Genomic DNA, 15,976 nt, shown 5'->3' with positions numbered 1-15,976 from the left:
GGATGATCTTGCCGTGAGTCGAGACCTCCTGGTCGAACCACCGATCGATGTAGCCCTCGTCCCGTCCGAGCGCGACGGCCAAGGCGCGCAGCACTTCCCGGCTGACCAGCAACGCCTCGGCTTGCCACGTCAGGGTGAGCGCACGCAGTCGCGGCGCCGCGACCGGTCACTGATTCGGCCCGATGATCCGGTCCCGAGCCGGTCCCCGGCAGGCCGGACGGCCCGCTCGGCCCCGATGTCGATCTGCTCGCGCCCGCCGTGAATTCGCGCCCGGTACTGGTGTATTCCCGGAATTGTGGCGAGTGGATAGGGCGATCTCGCGCCGCTGTTCCATCGGCAGCGCGAAGAACTCCCGCGCGACCGCCGCCCCCGACAAGGGCTTTCGTTCACCGTGAACCCAACACCGATCACCCCGCGCAGGCCCCGGTCCGCATTCCGGCCGGCCCGCGGTCACCAGAAGTGGTCGTTGGGCCGCGGAGCGGGACGGGGCACCGGGACACGTGGGGGCCGGGACACCGGCCGAGGCTGGACCGGAGCGGGGGCCAACGCACCGGGCGGGGTGGTCGGGCTGTAGGCGGACTCGGCGTGTTCGGATTCGTCGATGCCCTCGGCCTCGGATTCGGAGTCGACGCGCAGGCCGACGAGCCTGTCGACCAGCCACGCCAGCAGGAGGGTCACCAGGAACGAGTAGGCCATGACGGCCACCGAGGCGATGGCTTGGCGCTGCAACTGGACGAATCCGCCGCCGTAGAAAAGGCCGTTGCCTCCTGCGGGGTTGACCGAGACGTCGGCGAACAGCCCGACCAGCAGGGTGCCGACCACTCCCCCGACCAGGTGGACTCCGACCACGTCGAGGGAATCGTCGTAGCCGAAGGTGTATTTCAGGCCGACGGCCAGTGCGCAGCAGATGCCCGCGGCCACCCCGATGCACAGGGCGCCGACAGATCCGACGAATCCGCACGCCGGCGTGATCGCGACCAAGCCCGCGACCGCGCCCGAGGACGCACCGATGGTGGTGGGTCGCCCGTCTCGGAGTTGTTCGACGACGATCCAGGCGAACGACGCCGCGCCTGCCGCGATGGTGGTGTTGGTGAACGCGAGGGCACCGAGATCGCCTGCGGTCAGCGCGGATCCGGCGTTGAAGCCATACCAGCCGAACCACAGCAGCGACGCACCGAGCAGGGTGAACGGCACATTGTGTGGGCGAGCGATGCTGCGCGGCCAGCCGTGACGTTTGCCGATCACCAGCACCAACGCCAGCGCCGCCGCGCCGGCGTTGATGTGCACCGCGGTGCCGCCGGCGAAATCGAAGGCCCCCAGCCGGTTCGCGATCCACCCGCCGACCTCCGAGGAGGTACCGGAGGAGTCGGTATCGGTGAAACCGCTGACGTGGAAAACCCAATGCGCCACCGGGAAATACACGACGCTGACCCAGAGCGCCGCGAACACGATCCACGACCAGAAACGAGTCCGACCGGCGATCGCACCGGTGATCAGCGCCGTCGTGATGACCGCGAACATCAACTGGAACATCACGAACGCCATGGTCGGAATCTGGTGGCCGACCGGCCCGGACAACGTCCCCTGGGTCGTGCGCAGCAGCGCGTGCGACATGTCGCCGACGAGCCCGTACCCGGCATCGTCGCCGAATGCCTCGCTGTAGCCGTAGAGCAGCCAGAGCGTCGACACCACACCCAGACAGCTGAAGTTCATCATCAGCATGTTGAGCACACTTTTGCTGCCCACCATGCCGCCGTAGAAGAACGCCAGTCCCGGTGTCATCACCATCACCAGCGCGGCGCAGGCCAGCACCCACGCGGTATCTCCCGAATTCACATTCGTACCTCTTATCCGACGGGATTCCGGCACAGCATCGAGAAGCGCTGTTTCCCGGAACAACCCGCGGTGTTTCGAGTCGATGAATTCAGCGAACCAGGTCGGGCACGGCCGGTTCAGATCCGGCGCATCGTGGCGTCATAGGCAGCCTCGGCCATGTCCGGACGGTCCGGGTCGGGCAGCCAGGTACCGGTGATCGTGGCACCGTCGGTGCTGATGGTGCCGGTGTAGGTCATGCCGAGTCCGGCATGCACGATCGTGTCACCCCGACGGCTCCACCGGTAATTCAGCGGGGCGCCGGAACCGGAATACACGTGCGCGGCGAAACCCGAGCCGGTGTCGTCCGGCCAGATCAATTCCAGGCTGTGGATCTCGGTGTTCCCGACCAGCATGCGGCCGTCGAGTTGCAAGAGCCCGCCGTCCAGGAGGCGGGTCGCGGTGAGAGTCCCGGTGATGTCGTCGTGATCCGCGGTGTGGCTACGCCCGGTCAGTTCCCACGCGCCGAGCAGTACATCGAGATCGTTGCCAGTCATTTCGCATCCTCATTCGGGTAGGTTGTCCGGCCCTGCCGCCGGCCGTCTTTTCCTAGGTCGAATGGGAGCCCGGAAAATCGACAGACCGCATACGCCAGAGCGTCCAGGGCGAATCGCACCACCGATGGCCAGGTATCCCCAGCGACGGAGTCCACAATCGTTCGCCGGGTAGATGCCGGCGGCCACGCCGCTTCCTAACGTCGACTGCCATGAACGAAATCAGGATCGACCGCTACTGGAAAACAATGGCATCGGCAGTCTCGGTGCTCGTCTCCACGGTGATGCTGACCGGTTGCGGTCCCCAGCCGGCCGCGTCGGGAAGCCCCGATCACATCATCGACTGGCACGATTGCCGCACCAGCGCACAGGACACGGTCGGTGCCCGACTGGCCGCGGCGGGAGCACTGTGCGGAGAGTTCCAGGCACCGCTGGACTACGCCGATCCCACGGGTCGGAAGATCACGATCGCGGTAGCGCGCCGACCCGCGTCCGACCCCGCGCACCGGCTCGGCACCCTGGTGGTGCAGACCGGCGGACCGGGACCGTCACGGGACGGGGTATCGATGCTCGTCGACGGGCCCGAGGGTGGTCATCCGGCAACGGCGGCCCTCGCGGAGCGCTACGACCTGATCGGCATGGATCCCCGGTTCTTCGGCGCCGCATCACCGCTGGAATGCGGTTGGTCCACGAGCGCCTATCTCGGTCTCGCGCAGACCGCGCCGGCGGACCGGCCGGGGTTCGACCGCACCGTCGCACAGGCGCGCGAGCTCGCTCGCCTGTGCGAACCGCAGCGAGAGCTGCTGCCGCACGCCTCGACCCGGGCGATGGCACGCGATATGGACCTGCTCCGGACGCTGCTGGAAGTACCGAAGATCTCGTATCTCGGCTGGTCGTGGGGCACGTACCTGGGCGCCGTCTATCTCCAGATGTTCGGGGAGCACGCCGATCGGTTCGTCCTAGACAGCAGCCTCGATCCCGGTGCGCCGGGCCCGGACCTGACCCGCGCCACCGCACCGGCCGCCGCGGCGGCGCTCGCGGATTGGGCACGCTGGGCTGCCGGCCGCGATGCCGAACTCGCCTGGGGCACAACCCCGGAGGCGGTGCTCGCGGCGATCGACGCGATGTTCGACGCGATCTCGACCGTGCCGGTCGGCATCGCCGAGGTCACCATCACCGCGGACATGGTCGCGGGCCTGCTGCTCACCGTCGACGACTCCGACACGTCCTACACCGACTTCAGCGCCCAATTGCGGGCGCTGTCCGACGCGACCCTCGGTCACCCCGTCGACCCGCCCGCCGGCTTGGCGGCCAAACTCGCGCTGTACGCCGACTCGACGGTGCTGCCCGAATTCGGTTTCAGCGCGACGGTCGCCAATCAATGCGCCGACCGCGCCGCCCGCGACATCGAGGACACCTACGCCGATATCGAGAGCCACCGCGCCGCGGAGCCGATGTTCGGGGCCCTCGCCCGCCGCGTCACCCCCTGCCCGCTGTGGCCGGTGAGCCCCGTCGAGCCCGCGACCACCATCGGAAACCGATCGCCCGCGTTGCTCGTCGGCGCCGAGGGCGACCCGGTCGCCCCCGTCGCCGGACAACGCGCGATGCGCCAGGCACTCCCGGCGGCCCGCGCGCTCACCTTGGACAACGCCTTCCGCCACGGGGTCTACCTGTTCGATCGCTCGGCGTGTATCGACAACGCTGTCGAGGGGTACCTGTTGGACGGCACCCTGCCTGCCACCGACTCCCACTGCGCGCGGGATCGGTAGCGCTGCGCTGATTCAGCCGACGGAGCCGGACCCGAGTCCGGCCTCGTGGGCGAGAATCACTGCCTGGACCCGGTCGCGCACACCGAGCTTGCCGAGGATGTGGCGGACATGGGTCTTCACCGTGCCCGCCCCGACGGCCAGCGTCGCCGCGATCTCGGCATTGGACAGACCACGGGCCATGACCCGCAGCACCTCGGTCTCACGCTGGGTGAGGACGGCGACCTGGCGGCGGGCGGCCAGGTTGACCGGCGGGGCGAGGCGGTCGAGCAGGCGGCGGGTGGTGGAGGCGGCCAGCACGGCATCACCGGCGTGCACGGTGCGGATCGCGGCCAGAAAGTCTTCCGGCGGAGCGTCTTTCAGCAGAAACCCGCTGGCGCCGCCGCGCACGGCGGCCACGGCGTAGTCGTCGAGGTCGTAGGTCGTCAGCACCAGCACCTTGGGCTGATGTTCGGTCGCCAGCAAGCGGCGGGTCGTCTCGATGCCGTCCAGATGCGGCAGCTGGACGTCCATGACGACCACATCCGGCGCGACGCTCGCCGCTACCGCGAGTGCGGACAACCCGTCCCCGGCCTCTCCGACGACACGCAGGTCGGGTTGGGAGTCCACCACCATGCGCAAGCCCGCGCGGACGAGAACCTGATCCTCGACGAGCATCACCGTGATCATCGGCTCTCCCACGGGATTCGGGCTTCCAAGAGGTGGCCGCGCCCGGGTCGCGGGCCGAACTCGAGTTCGCCGCCGTAAGCCGCCAGCCGCTCGCGCATCCCGATCAGCCCGTAACCGGCGGGGCCCGGAACGGTGGCGGACCCGTCGTCGGCGATGCGAACACACAGCCGGCCCCGGCCCGAACGCACCGAAATCTCGGCTCGCGCATCAGGTCCCCCATGCTTGACGATATTGGTCAGCCCCTCCTGCACGATGCGGTACACGACCAGATGCACGCCGGAGTCGGGCTCCGCACCGGCCATCTCGATCGTCAGGTTCACCGTCAGCCCGGCGCCGCGAACCTCGTCGACCAAGGCGGGCAGGTCCGAAATACCCAGCGCCGGTACGGCATCCGGTCCCCCGCCGTCGTCCTCACGCAGTACTCCGATCGCTCGGCGGGTCTCGACCAGCGCCTCTCGACCTTGAGCGCCGATGGCCTGCAACGCCTCGATCGCCCGCTGCGGCTCCGCGCGCGCGGCGTATCGGCCGCCGTCGGACTGCGCGATGATCACCCCCAGTGAGTGCGCGAGAATATCGTGGATGTCGCGTGCGATCCGCGTCCGTTCGGACAGCACCGCCAGCCGGGTCCGCTGTTCGATATTGGTCTCGAGCAATGCCGCGCGTTCGGCCAGCGCCGCGAACTCCCTTCGCCGGGACCGCTGCCAGGCGCCCCCGAGCCAGGCCGCGACCACCGTGCTCGCCAGAAACGCGCCGACGATCAGATGCGCCAGCGCGGGCATCGGCAGCTGCGGCCAGCTCCAACCCCCGAGAATCGCCCCACCCAGGCCCGCGGCCAGCCCGATCCGGCTCCAGTACCACCGCCCGTACGCAGCGAGGGTGTACACCATGATCGGCACCGCGACGTCCGCCACCAGAGCTCCGATCGTGGCCCGGACCGTCGCCCATTGCGCCAACGCCACCACCGCCACGGCGACCGCCGCCCATTCCGGCCATCGCCTGCGAAACGCCACCGGCACGAGCAACGCGACCGTGAACCCGAAATGCGCACCCCCCGCCCCCACCAGCACCCCGATCAGCGCGCACACCACCCCCAGAACCAGCGCCGAAACCCCATCCACCAGCGCCGTCCGCTGCCGCATCCAGACCACGACCCGCTCGTCGACCACCCGATCACCCTAGATCGGACAGCGCACCCCGGCCTCCCCCTGTGGTGTGACATCCGGTCGCCTGACCTCCACCTTCCGGAACATGCCGTCGTCGGGCGTTCCCCCCGCGATTGAAAACGACGACAGCGTCTATAGCGGGGAGAGGGAACCCGAAGAAGAGAGGTGCGAATGAACTCGACAGACCCCGACCCAGCCAACACTCCCGATCTGGAACCGGGAGGCGGCGTGCCACCGGGATCGACGCCGCCGGAATCCGCCCAGACCTCGGGGCTCTCTGCGCCGGAGCCGCGCACCAGCCGCCATTTCCCACCGACCGGGGTGGCGGCTGTCATCGTGGCGGTGCTGTTGGTGGCGGTCTTCGTCGTCGCCGCCGTAGGAGTGGTACTCGCTCGGTGAGGAAAGGGACCATTCTCATGCCACCCGCGAACGGACCTCCTCACGAGGAATCCGACAGGAGATCGCCTCGTCGCCGATTCCCGACGCTGGTTCGGTCCGTGGGAGCGCCTCAGACCGTGACAGGCACGCCGACGTCGAGGCGCTGGTAGCGCACCGTCTCGGGCAGCAGGCCGGCCAGCTGGTCGGTCAGGGTGCGGCCGATGTCGTTGAGGTCGCCGTCATGGATGGGGACGACCAGGTCCGGCCGGGTCTCGGCGACATAGTCCACGGCATCGGCGTACCGCATCCACGGCCCACTCACCGGCAGGAACAGCACATCGAGCGCGGTACCGTCGGGCAGCGCGGGGAAGGCGTCACCGGGATGCAGAATCCGGCGGTCGATCAGGTAGGCGACGTTGGGTGAATCCGGCAGGGTCGGATAGATCGCGGCGTGCTCACCCACCACCGCCCGGACCGCGAAGCCCGCGACCTCGAAAACGGTGTCCGCTGTAGCTGTTTCGAGCTGCCCGGCCTCGACGCCGGCGGCGAGCAGCTTGTCGATCACCACCTGCGGAGCCAGCACCCGGGCGCTCGGCTGTGCGGCCAGCGCCGAGGCGATGCGTCCGCCGTCGACGTGGTCGTCGTGATCATGGGTGATCAGGTAGGCCGCCACGTCCTCGAAGGCCGCCGGTGGCGCCAAGACCCCCGGGTCGATCACGACCACACCGTCTGGCCCCGCCAGCCGCACCGTCGAATGCCCGAGCGACGCTACCGACATGCTCATCGTGCTTCTCCCGTCGTCACGAAAACGCACCTGCCCCTCGGCGGCCGCGGGGGCCGTCGGGTCGGCAGCATCGGTGCCGACGCTGCCGGCTCACAGGATCAAGGCTAGCTGTACCTTGAGTGGCGAACTCTGCGCGACGCGACACCGGTATCGGCGGGCGGCGTTCCGGCAGGGGCCGCCTTGTGTCCGCGCCTGCGGGTGGAGCCCGCGGTCGGGATGACGTGGTCGCCCATGACCTGGTCCCACCACGATTGCAGTGGGCTGGGATCAGGCCAGGACACGAACGAGGCATCGCCGAAGGGGGCCGGGTGGTCCAACTGCGCTGGTCGATGGTCGAGCTCACGGGACATGACGGTTCTCGATTGCGGGAAGAGCGGGCGAAGCGGCTTCAAGAGCGGGCGGTCGGGGTGGAGGTGAACCACGGCCGTCGTCGTCGCCGCGTCCGTCCTTGCGAATGCCCAGGGTGGTGGCTACCGCTGATGCTCTGCGCCAGCGGAGGCGCATCGGTCTTGGTCGCGGCCAACGCGGCAACGAATTCGGGATAGACCGGCAGCCACTGGCTCAGCCCGGCGATCTCGGTGACCCGGCCCGCCATCGCATACGGGTGTGCGTCGACCACGCTCACCGCCACACCTCGTCGGCGCGCGTACCCGGTGCACTCGGCCATCGTCAGGACCGCGCGCAACGACAGGAACTCGACATCGGTGAGGTCGACGATGAGATATCTGCCGCCGTCGGCGGAGGTGGCGCTGATCGTCGAATGCAGCAGCCGCTGCCAACGGGTCAGGGTATAGGCGTCGATGCTGCCGCGCACCGCCAGCACAGTGGTGTGCCCGCACGGTTCGGTCTCGGCGTGCAACCGTCGGCCCGCGCCGACCGGATCGGCGGGCGTCGACTTCAACCAGTGGCGTGAATGGCGGGACGTGTTCATCGATTTCTCGAATTCTTCGGCACCGGCAGACCTGCTACCGCCCGTCCGGCCCTGGTGCGATGTCAAGGCCGGCCGGTAATCCCCATTTCAGCACATCGGCTTGGAGCAGGCAATCGATCGTGACTCACTTGTGGCTGTTCGCGCAGGTACAGGTGGCCGTTTGCCGCCGTTGATTGCCTTGACGAACTTTATCGGTTCTCGACGTGTGGTGCGGCCGGGTGGGGGTATCGCGGCCGTAGGTCGTCGCGACCGCCCGGGCGGATCGCCGATCGAGAACGCGCCCCGTTCAACAACCCAGCAGCGGGGCGCGTTCGCCCCACGAGACGGTCAGCTCGGCCGCGTGTAGTAGTAGATCGTGGCGAATTGTGCGTCACGAGCGATGGTGAGCGTGGGGTAGCCGTGCACCTCGTCGCCATAGGGGAGGCTGGCGAACAGATCGATCGCGTTCGTACAGTCGAACTTCCAGTCGTTGTCGCCTGTCCTCGTCGCCGGGTCGAAACCCAATTGCTTCTTCAACTCGGCGCAGGTCACCGGGCGCAGCGGTTGGCGATGCGTGGGATCTGTGTACATCGACCGGTAGTCCGGGAGTTGTTCCGCCGGCGCGACATAGCTGCCGACATAGCCGCACATCCCTGCCAGGGGCGGACAGCCGAAGCGCCGCATGCCGACGAATTCGAACGAGTCGGGAATCTGTATCCGGCGCCGTTCCATGAGTCGTTGCGACTCCGCAGCGGACAGATCCATGTCCAGCTGCGAGATGACCAGGACGTTGGCACATCCCCAGAGCAGGGCCCCGCACGCCACCAGTGCCGAGACCGACCAGAACCACCGTAGAGGCGAGCGTCGAATCACGATTTCCGCACTCGTCACCGGAGGCATGGCGGGGAAAGCGCCAGGATGCTCGGTCATCGGGGAAGGCCTCCGCGGTCGGTATCGCCGGCGGCACCACGGGAACCCGCACTCGCGCCCTGGAGGCGTCTGCGGGTCCACCCGGTAGCTCCGCCGACCGCGTTGATCGTACCCGAGCGGTCCGCTGTTCGACCTGACGCGGCTGCGCCAACGCCCTCCGGTCGCCAGCGGGCGACTCCCGCTGCGCCCGAGAGCATCCAGGCGCCGATGGACCGAGCGCGCACGCACCGCTCAGGGCCCCGTCATGTTTGGCATGCCCATCCTCGGTAACCCGAAGGGTGAGGTGATGGTCATGGTCGATACCGACAGCCGAGTCGGTAGGCAGGCGCTGTTCTACTCGATCGTCGTGATCGCGCTCGCGGCGCTGACCGCCGTGGTCGCCGCGATCTGGGCCGGCGGCCGGGCGGCCTGTGCCGACGCCGCTACCGCGCTGTGCGATTCGGCGGCCGAGACCGCGGTGCTGCTCGGGCCCACCGTGATCCTGCTCGCGGGCGGGGTGGGCGCCTTCGTGCGGACCTATGTGGAATGGCGGCGGGGACGACGCTGGCCCTTCTGGCAGGGCGCCGGATGGTTCCTGTTCGTTCTGATGATCGTCTATCTGGGTATCGGCGCGAGCGCGGTCGCCAGCAGCTGATCCGGTCCCGACCGGGCCGCCGCCCACCGCGCTGTTTCGCCGGGCGGAATCGGGTAAGCGCCCCGCAGACCCCGAACGAGGAGATCATGATGTCCCAGCACGCACTGACCGGAAAGCACGTCGCCATCCTCGCCACCGACGGTGTGGAGCAGGTGGAGCTCGTCCAGCCGCGCGCCGCGGTCGAGGGCGCCGGCGCCACCACCGAACTGCTGTCCCTGCGCTCCGGCACGGTCCAGGCGATGAACCACGATGTCGAACCCGGTGACACCTTCCCGGTCGACCGCACAGTCGCCGAGGCGAGCCCGGACGACTACGACGCCCTGCTGTTGCCCGGCGGGACCACCAACCCGGACAAGCTGCGCCAGGACGCCGCCGCGGTCGGTTTCGTCAAGGAGTTCGTCGCCACGGGCAAACCGATCGGCGTGATCTGCCACGGACCGTGGACGCTGGTCGAAGCCGATGCCGTGCGCGGCCGCACGCTCACCTCCTACCCGAGTGTCCGCACCGACATCCGCAATGCGGGCGGCACGGTCGTCGACGAAGCGGTGGTCACCGACAACGGCCTGGTCTCCAGCCGCCACCCCGACGACCTGCCCGCCTTCTGCGCCAAGATCGTCGAGGAGTTCGCCGAGGGCGAGCACTGACCCACGCGGGTGCGGGGTCGGTGCTCGCGATGGTCACACCGGGCGATGGCGTACGTCGGGCTTGCGCAGGTGCGGTTCGGGCGTGGCCGTGTCGTCGGGGACGACCACCTGATCGTCGACGACGACACGATCACCACCGGCCCCCACGACCGCTTCCCGGCGCGCGAACGCGATGTCACGCGCGCTGCGCACCGACAGCCGGCCCAGCGAGGTGGCGGCAAAGAACAGGATCAGCGCGCCGAGCCCGTAGAAGTACGTCAGGTGCAGCAGCGCGCGTTTCAGATCGCCGGTGGCCACGGGTTCGCCCAGATCGCCGAGCCGGAGTAGATCGGCGAGGAACGGCCCGATCACGAACCACGTACCGGCTGCCACGGCCAGCCAGCCACCGGCACTGGCCACCACCCGGTTCCTGCTCATCAGCATGAGCAGCCCGCCGACGATCGCGACCACACCGGGCAGCACCTCCAGCCAGCCCCGCGCCGAAGTCCACGCCCAGGGATCGTCCGGGGTGAACGCGAAATCGAAGTACGGTCCGAGGAAGGGTATGAGCGCGCCCCACACACCGAGCAGCAGAACCGCCAGCCCGCCCACAGCGCCACGACTGCGGGGAATCCGCACGCGGCTGCCGCCCGAGTCGTTCTCGTCGATGTAATTCATGGTGCCTCCGATCATCGACAACAGGGATACCTCGCCAATACCCCCTGCCGGACGGGATACGCAGCTCGCCACCGGCGATAGCCTCGGAACATGACCGACAACACTCAGCCTGCCCAGCGTCACCAGCGGCCCGCCGGCGTCGACACCGCGACCGTGGCGGCCGTCGGAAAACTGTCCGAGGCGTTGGAGACCACCGAACGTGCCCGCGGACACCTCTACAGCTTCCACCAGCTCACCGGCGGCGCCGATCTCGCGCTCGGTGCGGCCGTGGACATGCTGCGCGAGGCCGGGCACGTCCACCTCGCCGAGAAGCTGGCCACCGAGTTGGTGGGCCGCAACGTCCTGCCCGGCCGCTGGACTTTCCAGATCGTCGAGGAATACGACGAGGGCTACTACGCGCAGTTCCGGCGCATCGAACGCGAGATCCGCGGCGAACTCGTCGACGGGCGCACTCACCTCTACGAGGCCGAGATGAAAGAAGCCCGTCGCACCCACGGCCATCCCGGTCACGAAGCCACCCCGGAGTGAGCAGCGCTCGGACGTCGCAGGTCCGCGCGCCCTCGCGAACAATTCGAAAGCTTTCCGGAATTAACTATTCAGAGTAAATATCTAATCGCGAATAATGATAATTCCGAGAGGCCCGGATTCACGATTTCGACCCCGGAAAGAGAAGAGCGCGCTATATTTTTCGAACACCCCCATTTGCGGCTCGACAACCCGTCACACCGCTGCTCGATATTTCTGGAGATCGCCATGAGATCGACCTCTTCGCTCTTTTCCGCCGGATTTCTCGCACCGGTGGCCGTCGCCACCATATTCTGCTTGGCCGCACCGGTAAATGCCGCCCCGGTCAGCGTGAATTGGAGCTGCCGGGGCACCGTCCTCGGTATCGGCCAAACCTCGAGCATGAACACCTCGGTCACCGGCACCGCGCCGAGCTCGGTGGCCTCGGGTTCCGCGGTGGCCATCACCATCACGCCGGGCGCCTCGTCGGTGCCCAGCTCGGCGTCCGGCTTCACGGTGAACAACATCAGCAACCTGAAGATGACCATTCCGACGCCCGCGAATTCGACCCTGGTCTCGGCGACCGCCTCCGGCGGGACCGTGGCGGGCACGGTCGCCACGTCGGGCGGGAATGTCGTTCTGACGGTGCCGGGTCCGATCGCGGGCGGCACCAGCTTCACGCCGCCGGCGGTGACCATCAACGTCACCGCCGGTGCCGCCGGAACGCCGATCACCAGCAAGTACGCGGGGACCAGCTATGCCAGTCCCGGCATGACGATGACGACCAACGTCTCCTTCGTGGGCAACGTCGCGACGTCGTGTTACCCGAACCCGTCCCCGACCCTCACCACCACCAATGTGACCTGACCCCGCGCGCGGTCGCGGGCGTGAGCATGTCCACGTGCGCGGCGACACCTCCGGGCCGGGTTGCGCGAGCAACCCGGCCCGACGACTATCGCCTCCGATACTGCTTGCCCCACTTAGCGTTTGGCGCACAGCAGCCACTTCGACCGAATATTTCGATGCGCGGTGTCGCATCCCCGGCTATGTCGTACAGTGCATGTCCGGCACCGCCACGAATGCTCCGACGGCCGGAGCGGGTGCCGCTTTCGTGATGTTCGTCAGCCGTGGTCCGAGCTGCCGGTCGATCGATTGACAGGAGCCACCATGCCCGATCTCACACCCCGACTCCCCCGGCCGGAATCGGGCGCCCGGCGATCGAGCCCGCCCTGATCGGTGAGTTCTGGTGAGCGGTTCCATGTTTCAAGTGATCGATGGGAAAGCCTGTGTGCCCGACGACAAGCCAACCCGCCAGGATCCCGGCCGAGCTCAAAAGGGCGCTGGAGTTCTATCACGGATCCGTCGAGGATCTGATCCGCGAGCTGATCAGAGTGCTCGGCGTGAACGAGACCGATCGGCGCGCACTGGAGATCGTCCTGCTCGAAGACGAGAAATCCACGACACCCGGCAGGCTGGCCGAACGGCTCGGACTCACCTCCGCCGGTGTCACGATCATGCTCAATCGCCTGGAGAAGCAAGGCTATATCGCGCGCTCCCTGCACCCGACCGATCGTCGGCGCGTGATCGTGATGGCCACCGAACTCGCGGCCCATCGGGTACAAGAACTCGTCGTACCGATGATCGTCGAGAGCTACAAGATGCTGCTGAACTATTACGACACCGCCGAACTGGAAACAATCGCCGACTTTCTCACCCGGGCCGGCGAGTTGCAGCGAATACACCGGCAACGGTTGCGCGAGGTCGATCCCTACTCGAATCCCTGACAACACCCACGCCGACCGCGCTGTGCCGTCGTCGATAACCACGCTCGGCACCGGGGAGAAAGCAGGAGCTGGATGCACACCGTCGACAACACCGAAGAACCTGGGCGATCGGACCGGCCCGACCCGGTGTCATCGGCCGAGCGGCTTCGACGACGGCTGACGCGCGCGGGCGTGGCGGCGGCGTTGGCGGCCACGGTCATCGGGACGACCCTCGTCGTCCGGGCGGACCCGGACCCGCCGGCGCGGGCGAACGAGGCGAAGAATCTCTCGTGCGAACCTGCCGTAGTCCCGCCCGATTCCGGCGTGGCCGCCGGCGAGCCGGGCGCACTGCTCCCGAACACAGTTTCCGACACACCGAGCGAGGTCTTCACCCCAGGCGACATCGCCGACGCAGACACCTCGACCACTGATCTCTCGCTCGACCCCGACCCCGAGTCAGAGCCGGAGCCGGAGCCTGCGAGCACAGTCGACGAGACGGAGACACCGACGACCCCGCCGTCCGAGACCGCCTCGGACGACTCGCCGACGATCTCGGTGAGCGCGAGTTTCTCTGCCACAGCCAGTGTTTCGCTCGAGAGCACGTCCAGCGCGCCGTCCACCACGACCTCGACATCCACGTCGGCGGTCCCCCAGACGACGACTGACGCGGGCACCACCACTCCGAGCACGGCGCCGACCACCACCACGATCACGGGCTCGACCGGTTCGCCTACGACGACCACGGGTCCGGCCGGAAAAACGACGACGACCACGGGCCCGGCCAGTTCGACCACGGGCCCAGCAGCTTCGAGCACGCCGACCACGGGCCCGACCGGTTCGACCACGACGTCACCGACACTGTCCACCCCACCACCGGCGCCGACGACCACCCCGACACGACCCCCGACGACGACCGAGCTCCGGCTGTCGCCGAAACCTCCACCCCCGACGACATCGCGCCCGACTCCGTCCATCGCGCGCCCACCGGCCCGGCCACCCCAGGCGCCGCCGACGGGATAGACGATCGCGTCGGCGGCGCAGCCTGCCGGTGACGTCGATTCAGTACCGGGTGGGGCTGCAGGGATTGGACGATCCGGCGCCGACAGCCAGGTCGCACACCCCGCCGGTAACCATCTGGATCGGGGTGATCGCCATCAGCACGAGGAATCCGATGAGATCACCCCGCTGAGCGAGTTCGACCGCGGATTGCGCTGCCCTGGAGGCGGAGTCGACGACCGACGAACCGGTGCCGGCATCGGCGACGGGAGCGGTCGGCTGGGCCGCCGCACTCGGGGCGGGGCCTAGAACGGCCGCCGACGTGAGTGCGGCAGCGGCGAGAAAAAGCGTTGGACGCATGGTGCGTCTCCTTACTTCAGGGAATCGGAACGGCAAGACAGGGAACGGATCAGCGGTGCGGCCGACTCATGTCGCGGTTCATGGTCGGGATCTCGATACTGATCGGCATCTGCAATTCGGCCAGGTAGATCAGGGCCGCCTTGCGCAAGAACTCGTCGAGCAGCCAGTACGGATCGCCGATCGGGGGCACCGCGGTGAGCAGACCTTCGCGGACCGCGATGAACGGGCCCCAGCTGAAACGCAGCAGCGGATCCCAGACCGGTTCGCGGGGAATGGCCAGCCCGTCGGCGATCTTGTCGCCCAGCAGAAAGCGGGTGAACGCGCCGAGGACCGGCTTGCTCAGGATGGCGAAGTCGATATTGGCGCCCAATCCCAGCAGCCGGTCGGCGAGCTTGACCCCTTCTGGTGTCACCGCCAGGATCGGGTCGAGAACCTGCGCGGCCTGACCGTTGGCCTCCGGCCAGGAGTTCGGGATGTACTCGTCGCGGACCCCGAGGAGAGACGCGGCCACCTGCCAGGAATGCAGGAAGCCCTCGGACTCGTTCGCCGGCATCGGCACGTTCCAGGAGAGCAGGTATTTCATCACCGTGGTGGCCAGGCTGTGCCAGGTGACCATGATGTCGTTCTGGCTGATCGGCGTGTCCTCCTCGGCGGAGTGCACCCAGTGCGGCGACTGCGGCAGCAGGTGCCGCACCGCGGCGTGAACCAGGCGGGTCTTCACGCACGTGACGATCATTTCCCCGTCGGGGGCATAGGAATTCGCGGTGCCGATGTCGTAGCCGAGCTTGGCGGTCTTGGTGATGCGGTCCTTGAGATCGTGGCCGCCCTTGGAGTAGTAGACCGCCTTGGCCTCCTTGGGAATGACGGTGCTCATCATGCCGCTGGCGAATCCGTAGAGCACCCCGAGATAGAGGCCTCGCTTCTTGTTGAACTGGATCGCCGCGTCGAGCTTGCCGGGGTCGGTCCACGGCGGCAGCTTGCGCGCGTTCTCCATGAAGTCCCGGAGATCGGCGGGCAGTCCGGCCGGGAGTGGTTGTCCGTTGGTCTTCCAGGTCCGGAGCAGTTCGTTGACCCGGGGGACGTCGCCCCGGTCGATCAGCCCGGGAATCAGGGCATCGGCTTCGGGATCCCACACCGTCATCGGGTCCGCGCCCGAGCCCGAGCCCGCGATGGATCCCTCCGGTGACCAGCTCCACGGTTGCGAGCGTGCGGGCGCGGCGACGGCGAAGGCGCCCGCCACTCCCAGCATCCCACCGAATTTCATGGCATTACGCCTGCTCAGTGCGTCCATGACGCCACTCCTCGTTGAGTATCAAGCAATCCGACCGTCGTCGCACGATGCGTACTCACGCACCGAGTCTGACGGAATGAATATTAACTTAGCATCGCGGTCGCCGTCGGGAGCACGTTCCGATTCACGCTCTCCAACAGTCGAACTATTGCCATTTGCGC

General features: G+C 67.9%; 19 protein-coding genes. 7 read left to right on the top strand and 12 right to left on the bottom strand.

Annotated features, from left to right (window positions below):
* Positions 1-450: 450 nt before the first annotated feature.
* Entirely contained in the window at positions 451-1,788 is a 1,338-nt protein-coding gene (locus Q7X29_RS15555; protein WP_394358719.1) for an ammonium transporter, read from the bottom strand.
* 164 nt (positions 1,789-1,952) lie between these two features.
* Entirely contained in the window at positions 1,953-2,369 is a 417-nt protein-coding gene (locus Q7X29_RS15550; RefSeq protein WP_316574508.1) for a hypothetical protein, read from the bottom strand.
* Between the two features lie 245 nt (positions 2,370-2,614).
* On the opposite strand from Q7X29_RS15550, the gene Q7X29_RS15545 reads away from it, so the two are divergent.
* Complete coding sequence (locus Q7X29_RS15545; protein WP_316574507.1) at positions 2,615-4,135, top strand: alpha/beta hydrolase; 1,521 nt, start codon at positions 2,615-2,617, stop codon at positions 4,133-4,135.
* Between the two features lie 12 nt (positions 4,136-4,147).
* On the opposite strand, the gene Q7X29_RS15540 is transcribed toward Q7X29_RS15545, so the two are convergent.
* Entirely contained in the window at positions 4,148-4,801 is a 654-nt protein-coding gene (locus Q7X29_RS15540; protein ID WP_316574506.1) for a response regulator transcription factor, read from the bottom strand.
* Positions 4,798-5,967 (bottom strand): sensor histidine kinase, encoded by a 1,170-nt coding sequence (locus tag Q7X29_RS15535; protein WP_316574505.1) that lies wholly within the window; start codon positions 5,965-5,967, stop codon positions 4,798-4,800. Before Q7X29_RS15535 ends, Q7X29_RS15540 begins: the two co-directional genes overlap by 4 nt.
* A 168-nt stretch (positions 5,968-6,135) precedes the next feature.
* On the opposite strand from Q7X29_RS15535, the gene Q7X29_RS15530 reads away from it, so the two are divergent.
* Positions 6,136-6,363 carry a DUF6480 family protein gene (locus Q7X29_RS15530; RefSeq protein ID WP_218719113.1) on the top strand — a complete coding sequence of 76 codons (228 nt, stop codon included), beginning with the start codon at positions 6,136-6,138 and terminating at the stop codon, positions 6,361-6,363.
* A 109-nt stretch (positions 6,364-6,472) separates the two neighbouring features.
* On the opposite strand, the gene Q7X29_RS15525 is transcribed toward Q7X29_RS15530, so the two are convergent.
* The 3 genes from Q7X29_RS15525 to Q7X29_RS15515 form a co-directional block, all read right to left on the bottom strand.
* Positions 6,473-7,126 (bottom strand): MBL fold metallo-hydrolase, encoded by a 654-nt coding sequence (locus Q7X29_RS15525; protein WP_218719112.1) that lies wholly within the window; start codon positions 7,124-7,126, stop codon positions 6,473-6,475.
* A gap of 388 nt (positions 7,127-7,514) precedes the next feature.
* The gene (locus Q7X29_RS15520) at positions 7,515-8,057 is read right to left on the bottom strand and encodes an STAS domain-containing protein (RefSeq protein WP_218719111.1); all 543 of its coding nucleotides are present in this window, start codon (positions 8,055-8,057) and stop codon (positions 7,515-7,517) included.
* 327 nt (positions 8,058-8,384) lie between these two features.
* Positions 8,385-8,966 carry a hypothetical protein gene (locus Q7X29_RS15515; RefSeq protein WP_316574504.1) on the bottom strand — a complete coding sequence of 194 codons (582 nt, stop codon included), beginning with the start codon at positions 8,964-8,966 and terminating at the stop codon, positions 8,385-8,387.
* Between the two features lie 253 nt (positions 8,967-9,219).
* On the opposite strand from Q7X29_RS15515, the gene Q7X29_RS15510 reads away from it, so the two are divergent.
* Together Q7X29_RS15510 and Q7X29_RS15505 are read left to right on the top strand one after the other, a co-directional pair.
* Positions 9,220-9,600, top strand: a complete 381-nt coding sequence (locus Q7X29_RS15510; protein WP_255587951.1) for a hypothetical protein — start codon at positions 9,220-9,222, stop codon at positions 9,598-9,600.
* 86 nt (positions 9,601-9,686) lie between these two features.
* Complete coding sequence (locus tag Q7X29_RS15505) at positions 9,687-10,244, top strand: type 1 glutamine amidotransferase domain-containing protein (protein WP_374104874.1); 558 nt, start codon at positions 9,687-9,689, stop codon at positions 10,242-10,244.
* 33 nt (positions 10,245-10,277) lie between these two features.
* On the opposite strand, the gene Q7X29_RS15500 is transcribed toward Q7X29_RS15505, so the two are convergent.
* Positions 10,278-10,901, bottom strand: a complete 624-nt coding sequence (locus tag Q7X29_RS15500) for a hypothetical protein (RefSeq protein WP_218719108.1) — start codon at positions 10,899-10,901, stop codon at positions 10,278-10,280.
* A 90-nt stretch (positions 10,902-10,991) separates the two neighbouring features.
* On the opposite strand from Q7X29_RS15500, the gene Q7X29_RS15495 reads away from it, so the two are divergent.
* Complete coding sequence (locus Q7X29_RS15495) at positions 10,992-11,429, top strand: hypothetical protein (RefSeq protein ID WP_218719107.1); 438 nt, start codon at positions 10,992-10,994, stop codon at positions 11,427-11,429.
* Positions 11,430-11,497: 68 nt separating this feature from the next.
* Here the strand turns inward: Q7X29_RS15495 and Q7X29_RS15490 are convergent, their stop codons facing one another.
* Positions 11,498-12,103 (bottom strand): hypothetical protein, encoded by a 606-nt coding sequence (locus Q7X29_RS15490; RefSeq protein ID WP_316574503.1) that lies wholly within the window; start codon positions 12,101-12,103, stop codon positions 11,498-11,500.
* On the opposite strand from Q7X29_RS15490, the gene Q7X29_RS15485 reads away from it, so the two are divergent.
* Together Q7X29_RS15485 and Q7X29_RS15480 are read left to right on the top strand one after the other, a co-directional pair.
* The gene (locus tag Q7X29_RS15485) at positions 12,096-12,272 is read left to right on the top strand and encodes a hypothetical protein (RefSeq protein ID WP_255587950.1); all 177 of its coding nucleotides are present in this window, start codon (positions 12,096-12,098) and stop codon (positions 12,270-12,272) included. The two genes, Q7X29_RS15490 and Q7X29_RS15485, sit on opposite strands and share 8 nt — an antisense overlap.
* Positions 12,273-12,679: 407 nt before the next feature.
* Entirely contained in the window at positions 12,680-13,189 is a 510-nt protein-coding gene (locus Q7X29_RS15480; protein WP_255587949.1) for a MarR family winged helix-turn-helix transcriptional regulator, read from the top strand.
* Here the strand turns inward: Q7X29_RS15480 and Q7X29_RS15475 are convergent.
* The 3 genes from Q7X29_RS15475 to Q7X29_RS15465 all read right to left on the bottom strand — a co-directional run bounded on the left by Q7X29_RS15475 (position 13,174) and on the right by Q7X29_RS15465 (position 15,815).
* On the bottom strand, positions 13,174-14,013 hold the full coding sequence (locus Q7X29_RS15475) for a hypothetical protein (RefSeq protein WP_316574502.1): 840 nt from the start codon (positions 14,011-14,013) through the stop codon (positions 13,174-13,176). The genes Q7X29_RS15480 and Q7X29_RS15475 overlap by 16 nt on opposite strands.
* A gap of 214 nt (positions 14,014-14,227) precedes the next feature.
* Complete coding sequence (locus Q7X29_RS15470; RefSeq protein ID WP_218719105.1) at positions 14,228-14,524, bottom strand: hypothetical protein; 297 nt, start codon at positions 14,522-14,524, stop codon at positions 14,228-14,230.
* A 49-nt stretch (positions 14,525-14,573) separates the two neighbouring features.
* Positions 14,574-15,815, bottom strand: coding sequence for an oxygenase MpaB family protein (locus tag Q7X29_RS15465; protein ID WP_316574501.1), 1,242 nt, complete (start codon positions 15,813-15,815; stop codon positions 14,574-14,576).
* Positions 15,816-15,976 lie beyond the last annotated feature (161 nt).

Origin of the sequence: Nocardia canadensis, from assembly GCF_032656385.1 — a bacterium.
Classification (GTDB): domain Bacteria; phylum Actinomycetota; class Actinomycetes; order Mycobacteriales; family Mycobacteriaceae; genus Nocardia; species Nocardia canadensis.
The sequence above is the reverse complement of the archived record's forward strand: the minus strand, read 5'-3'. Positions and strand labels throughout refer to the sequence as shown.

Coding starts and splice junctions, on each gene's coding strand:
- Q7X29_RS15465 (WP_316574501.1), bottom strand. CDS start 15,815: ATGGACGCACTGAGCAGGCGTAATGCCATGAAATTCGGTGGGATGCTG.
- Q7X29_RS15505 (WP_374104874.1), top strand. CDS start 9,687: ATGATGTCCCAGCACGCACTGACCGGAAAGCACGTCGCCATCCTCGCC.
- Q7X29_RS15525 (WP_218719112.1), bottom strand. CDS start 7,126: ATGAGCATGTCGGTAGCGTCGCTCGGGCATTCGACGGTGCGGCTGGCG.
- Q7X29_RS15515 (WP_316574504.1), bottom strand. CDS start 8,966: ATGACCGAGCATCCTGGCGCTTTCCCCGCCATGCCTCCGGTGACGAGT.
- Q7X29_RS15500 (WP_218719108.1), bottom strand. CDS start 10,901: ATGAATTACATCGACGAGAACGACTCGGGCGGCAGCCGCGTGCGGATT.
- Q7X29_RS15470 (WP_218719105.1), bottom strand. CDS start 14,524: ATGCGTCCAACGCTTTTTCTCGCCGCTGCCGCACTCACGTCGGCGGCC.
- Q7X29_RS15555 (WP_394358719.1), bottom strand. CDS start 1,788: ATGGTGATGACACCGGGACTGGCGTTCTTCTACGGCGGCATGGTGGGC.
- Q7X29_RS15510 (WP_255587951.1), top strand. CDS start 9,220: ATGCCCATCCTCGGTAACCCGAAGGGTGAGGTGATGGTCATGGTCGAT.
- Q7X29_RS15545 (WP_316574507.1), top strand. CDS start 2,615: ATGGCATCGGCAGTCTCGGTGCTCGTCTCCACGGTGATGCTGACCGGT.
- Q7X29_RS15520 (WP_218719111.1), bottom strand. CDS start 8,057: ATGAACACGTCCCGCCATTCACGCCACTGGTTGAAGTCGACGCCCGCC.
- Q7X29_RS15540 (WP_316574506.1), bottom strand. CDS start 4,801: ATGATCACGGTGATGCTCGTCGAGGATCAGGTTCTCGTCCGCGCGGGC.
- Q7X29_RS15480 (WP_255587949.1), top strand. CDS start 12,680: ATGGGAAAGCCTGTGTGCCCGACGACAAGCCAACCCGCCAGGATCCCG.
- Q7X29_RS15495 (WP_218719107.1), top strand. CDS start 10,992: ATGACCGACAACACTCAGCCTGCCCAGCGTCACCAGCGGCCCGCCGGC.
- Q7X29_RS15530 (WP_218719113.1), top strand. CDS start 6,136: ATGAACTCGACAGACCCCGACCCAGCCAACACTCCCGATCTGGAACCG.
- Q7X29_RS15490 (WP_316574503.1), bottom strand. CDS start 12,103: ATGGTCACCGCCGGCGGCGTGAAGCTGGTGCCGCCCGCGATCGGACCC.
- Q7X29_RS15550 (WP_316574508.1), bottom strand. CDS start 2,369: ATGACTGGCAACGATCTCGATGTACTGCTCGGCGCGTGGGAACTGACC.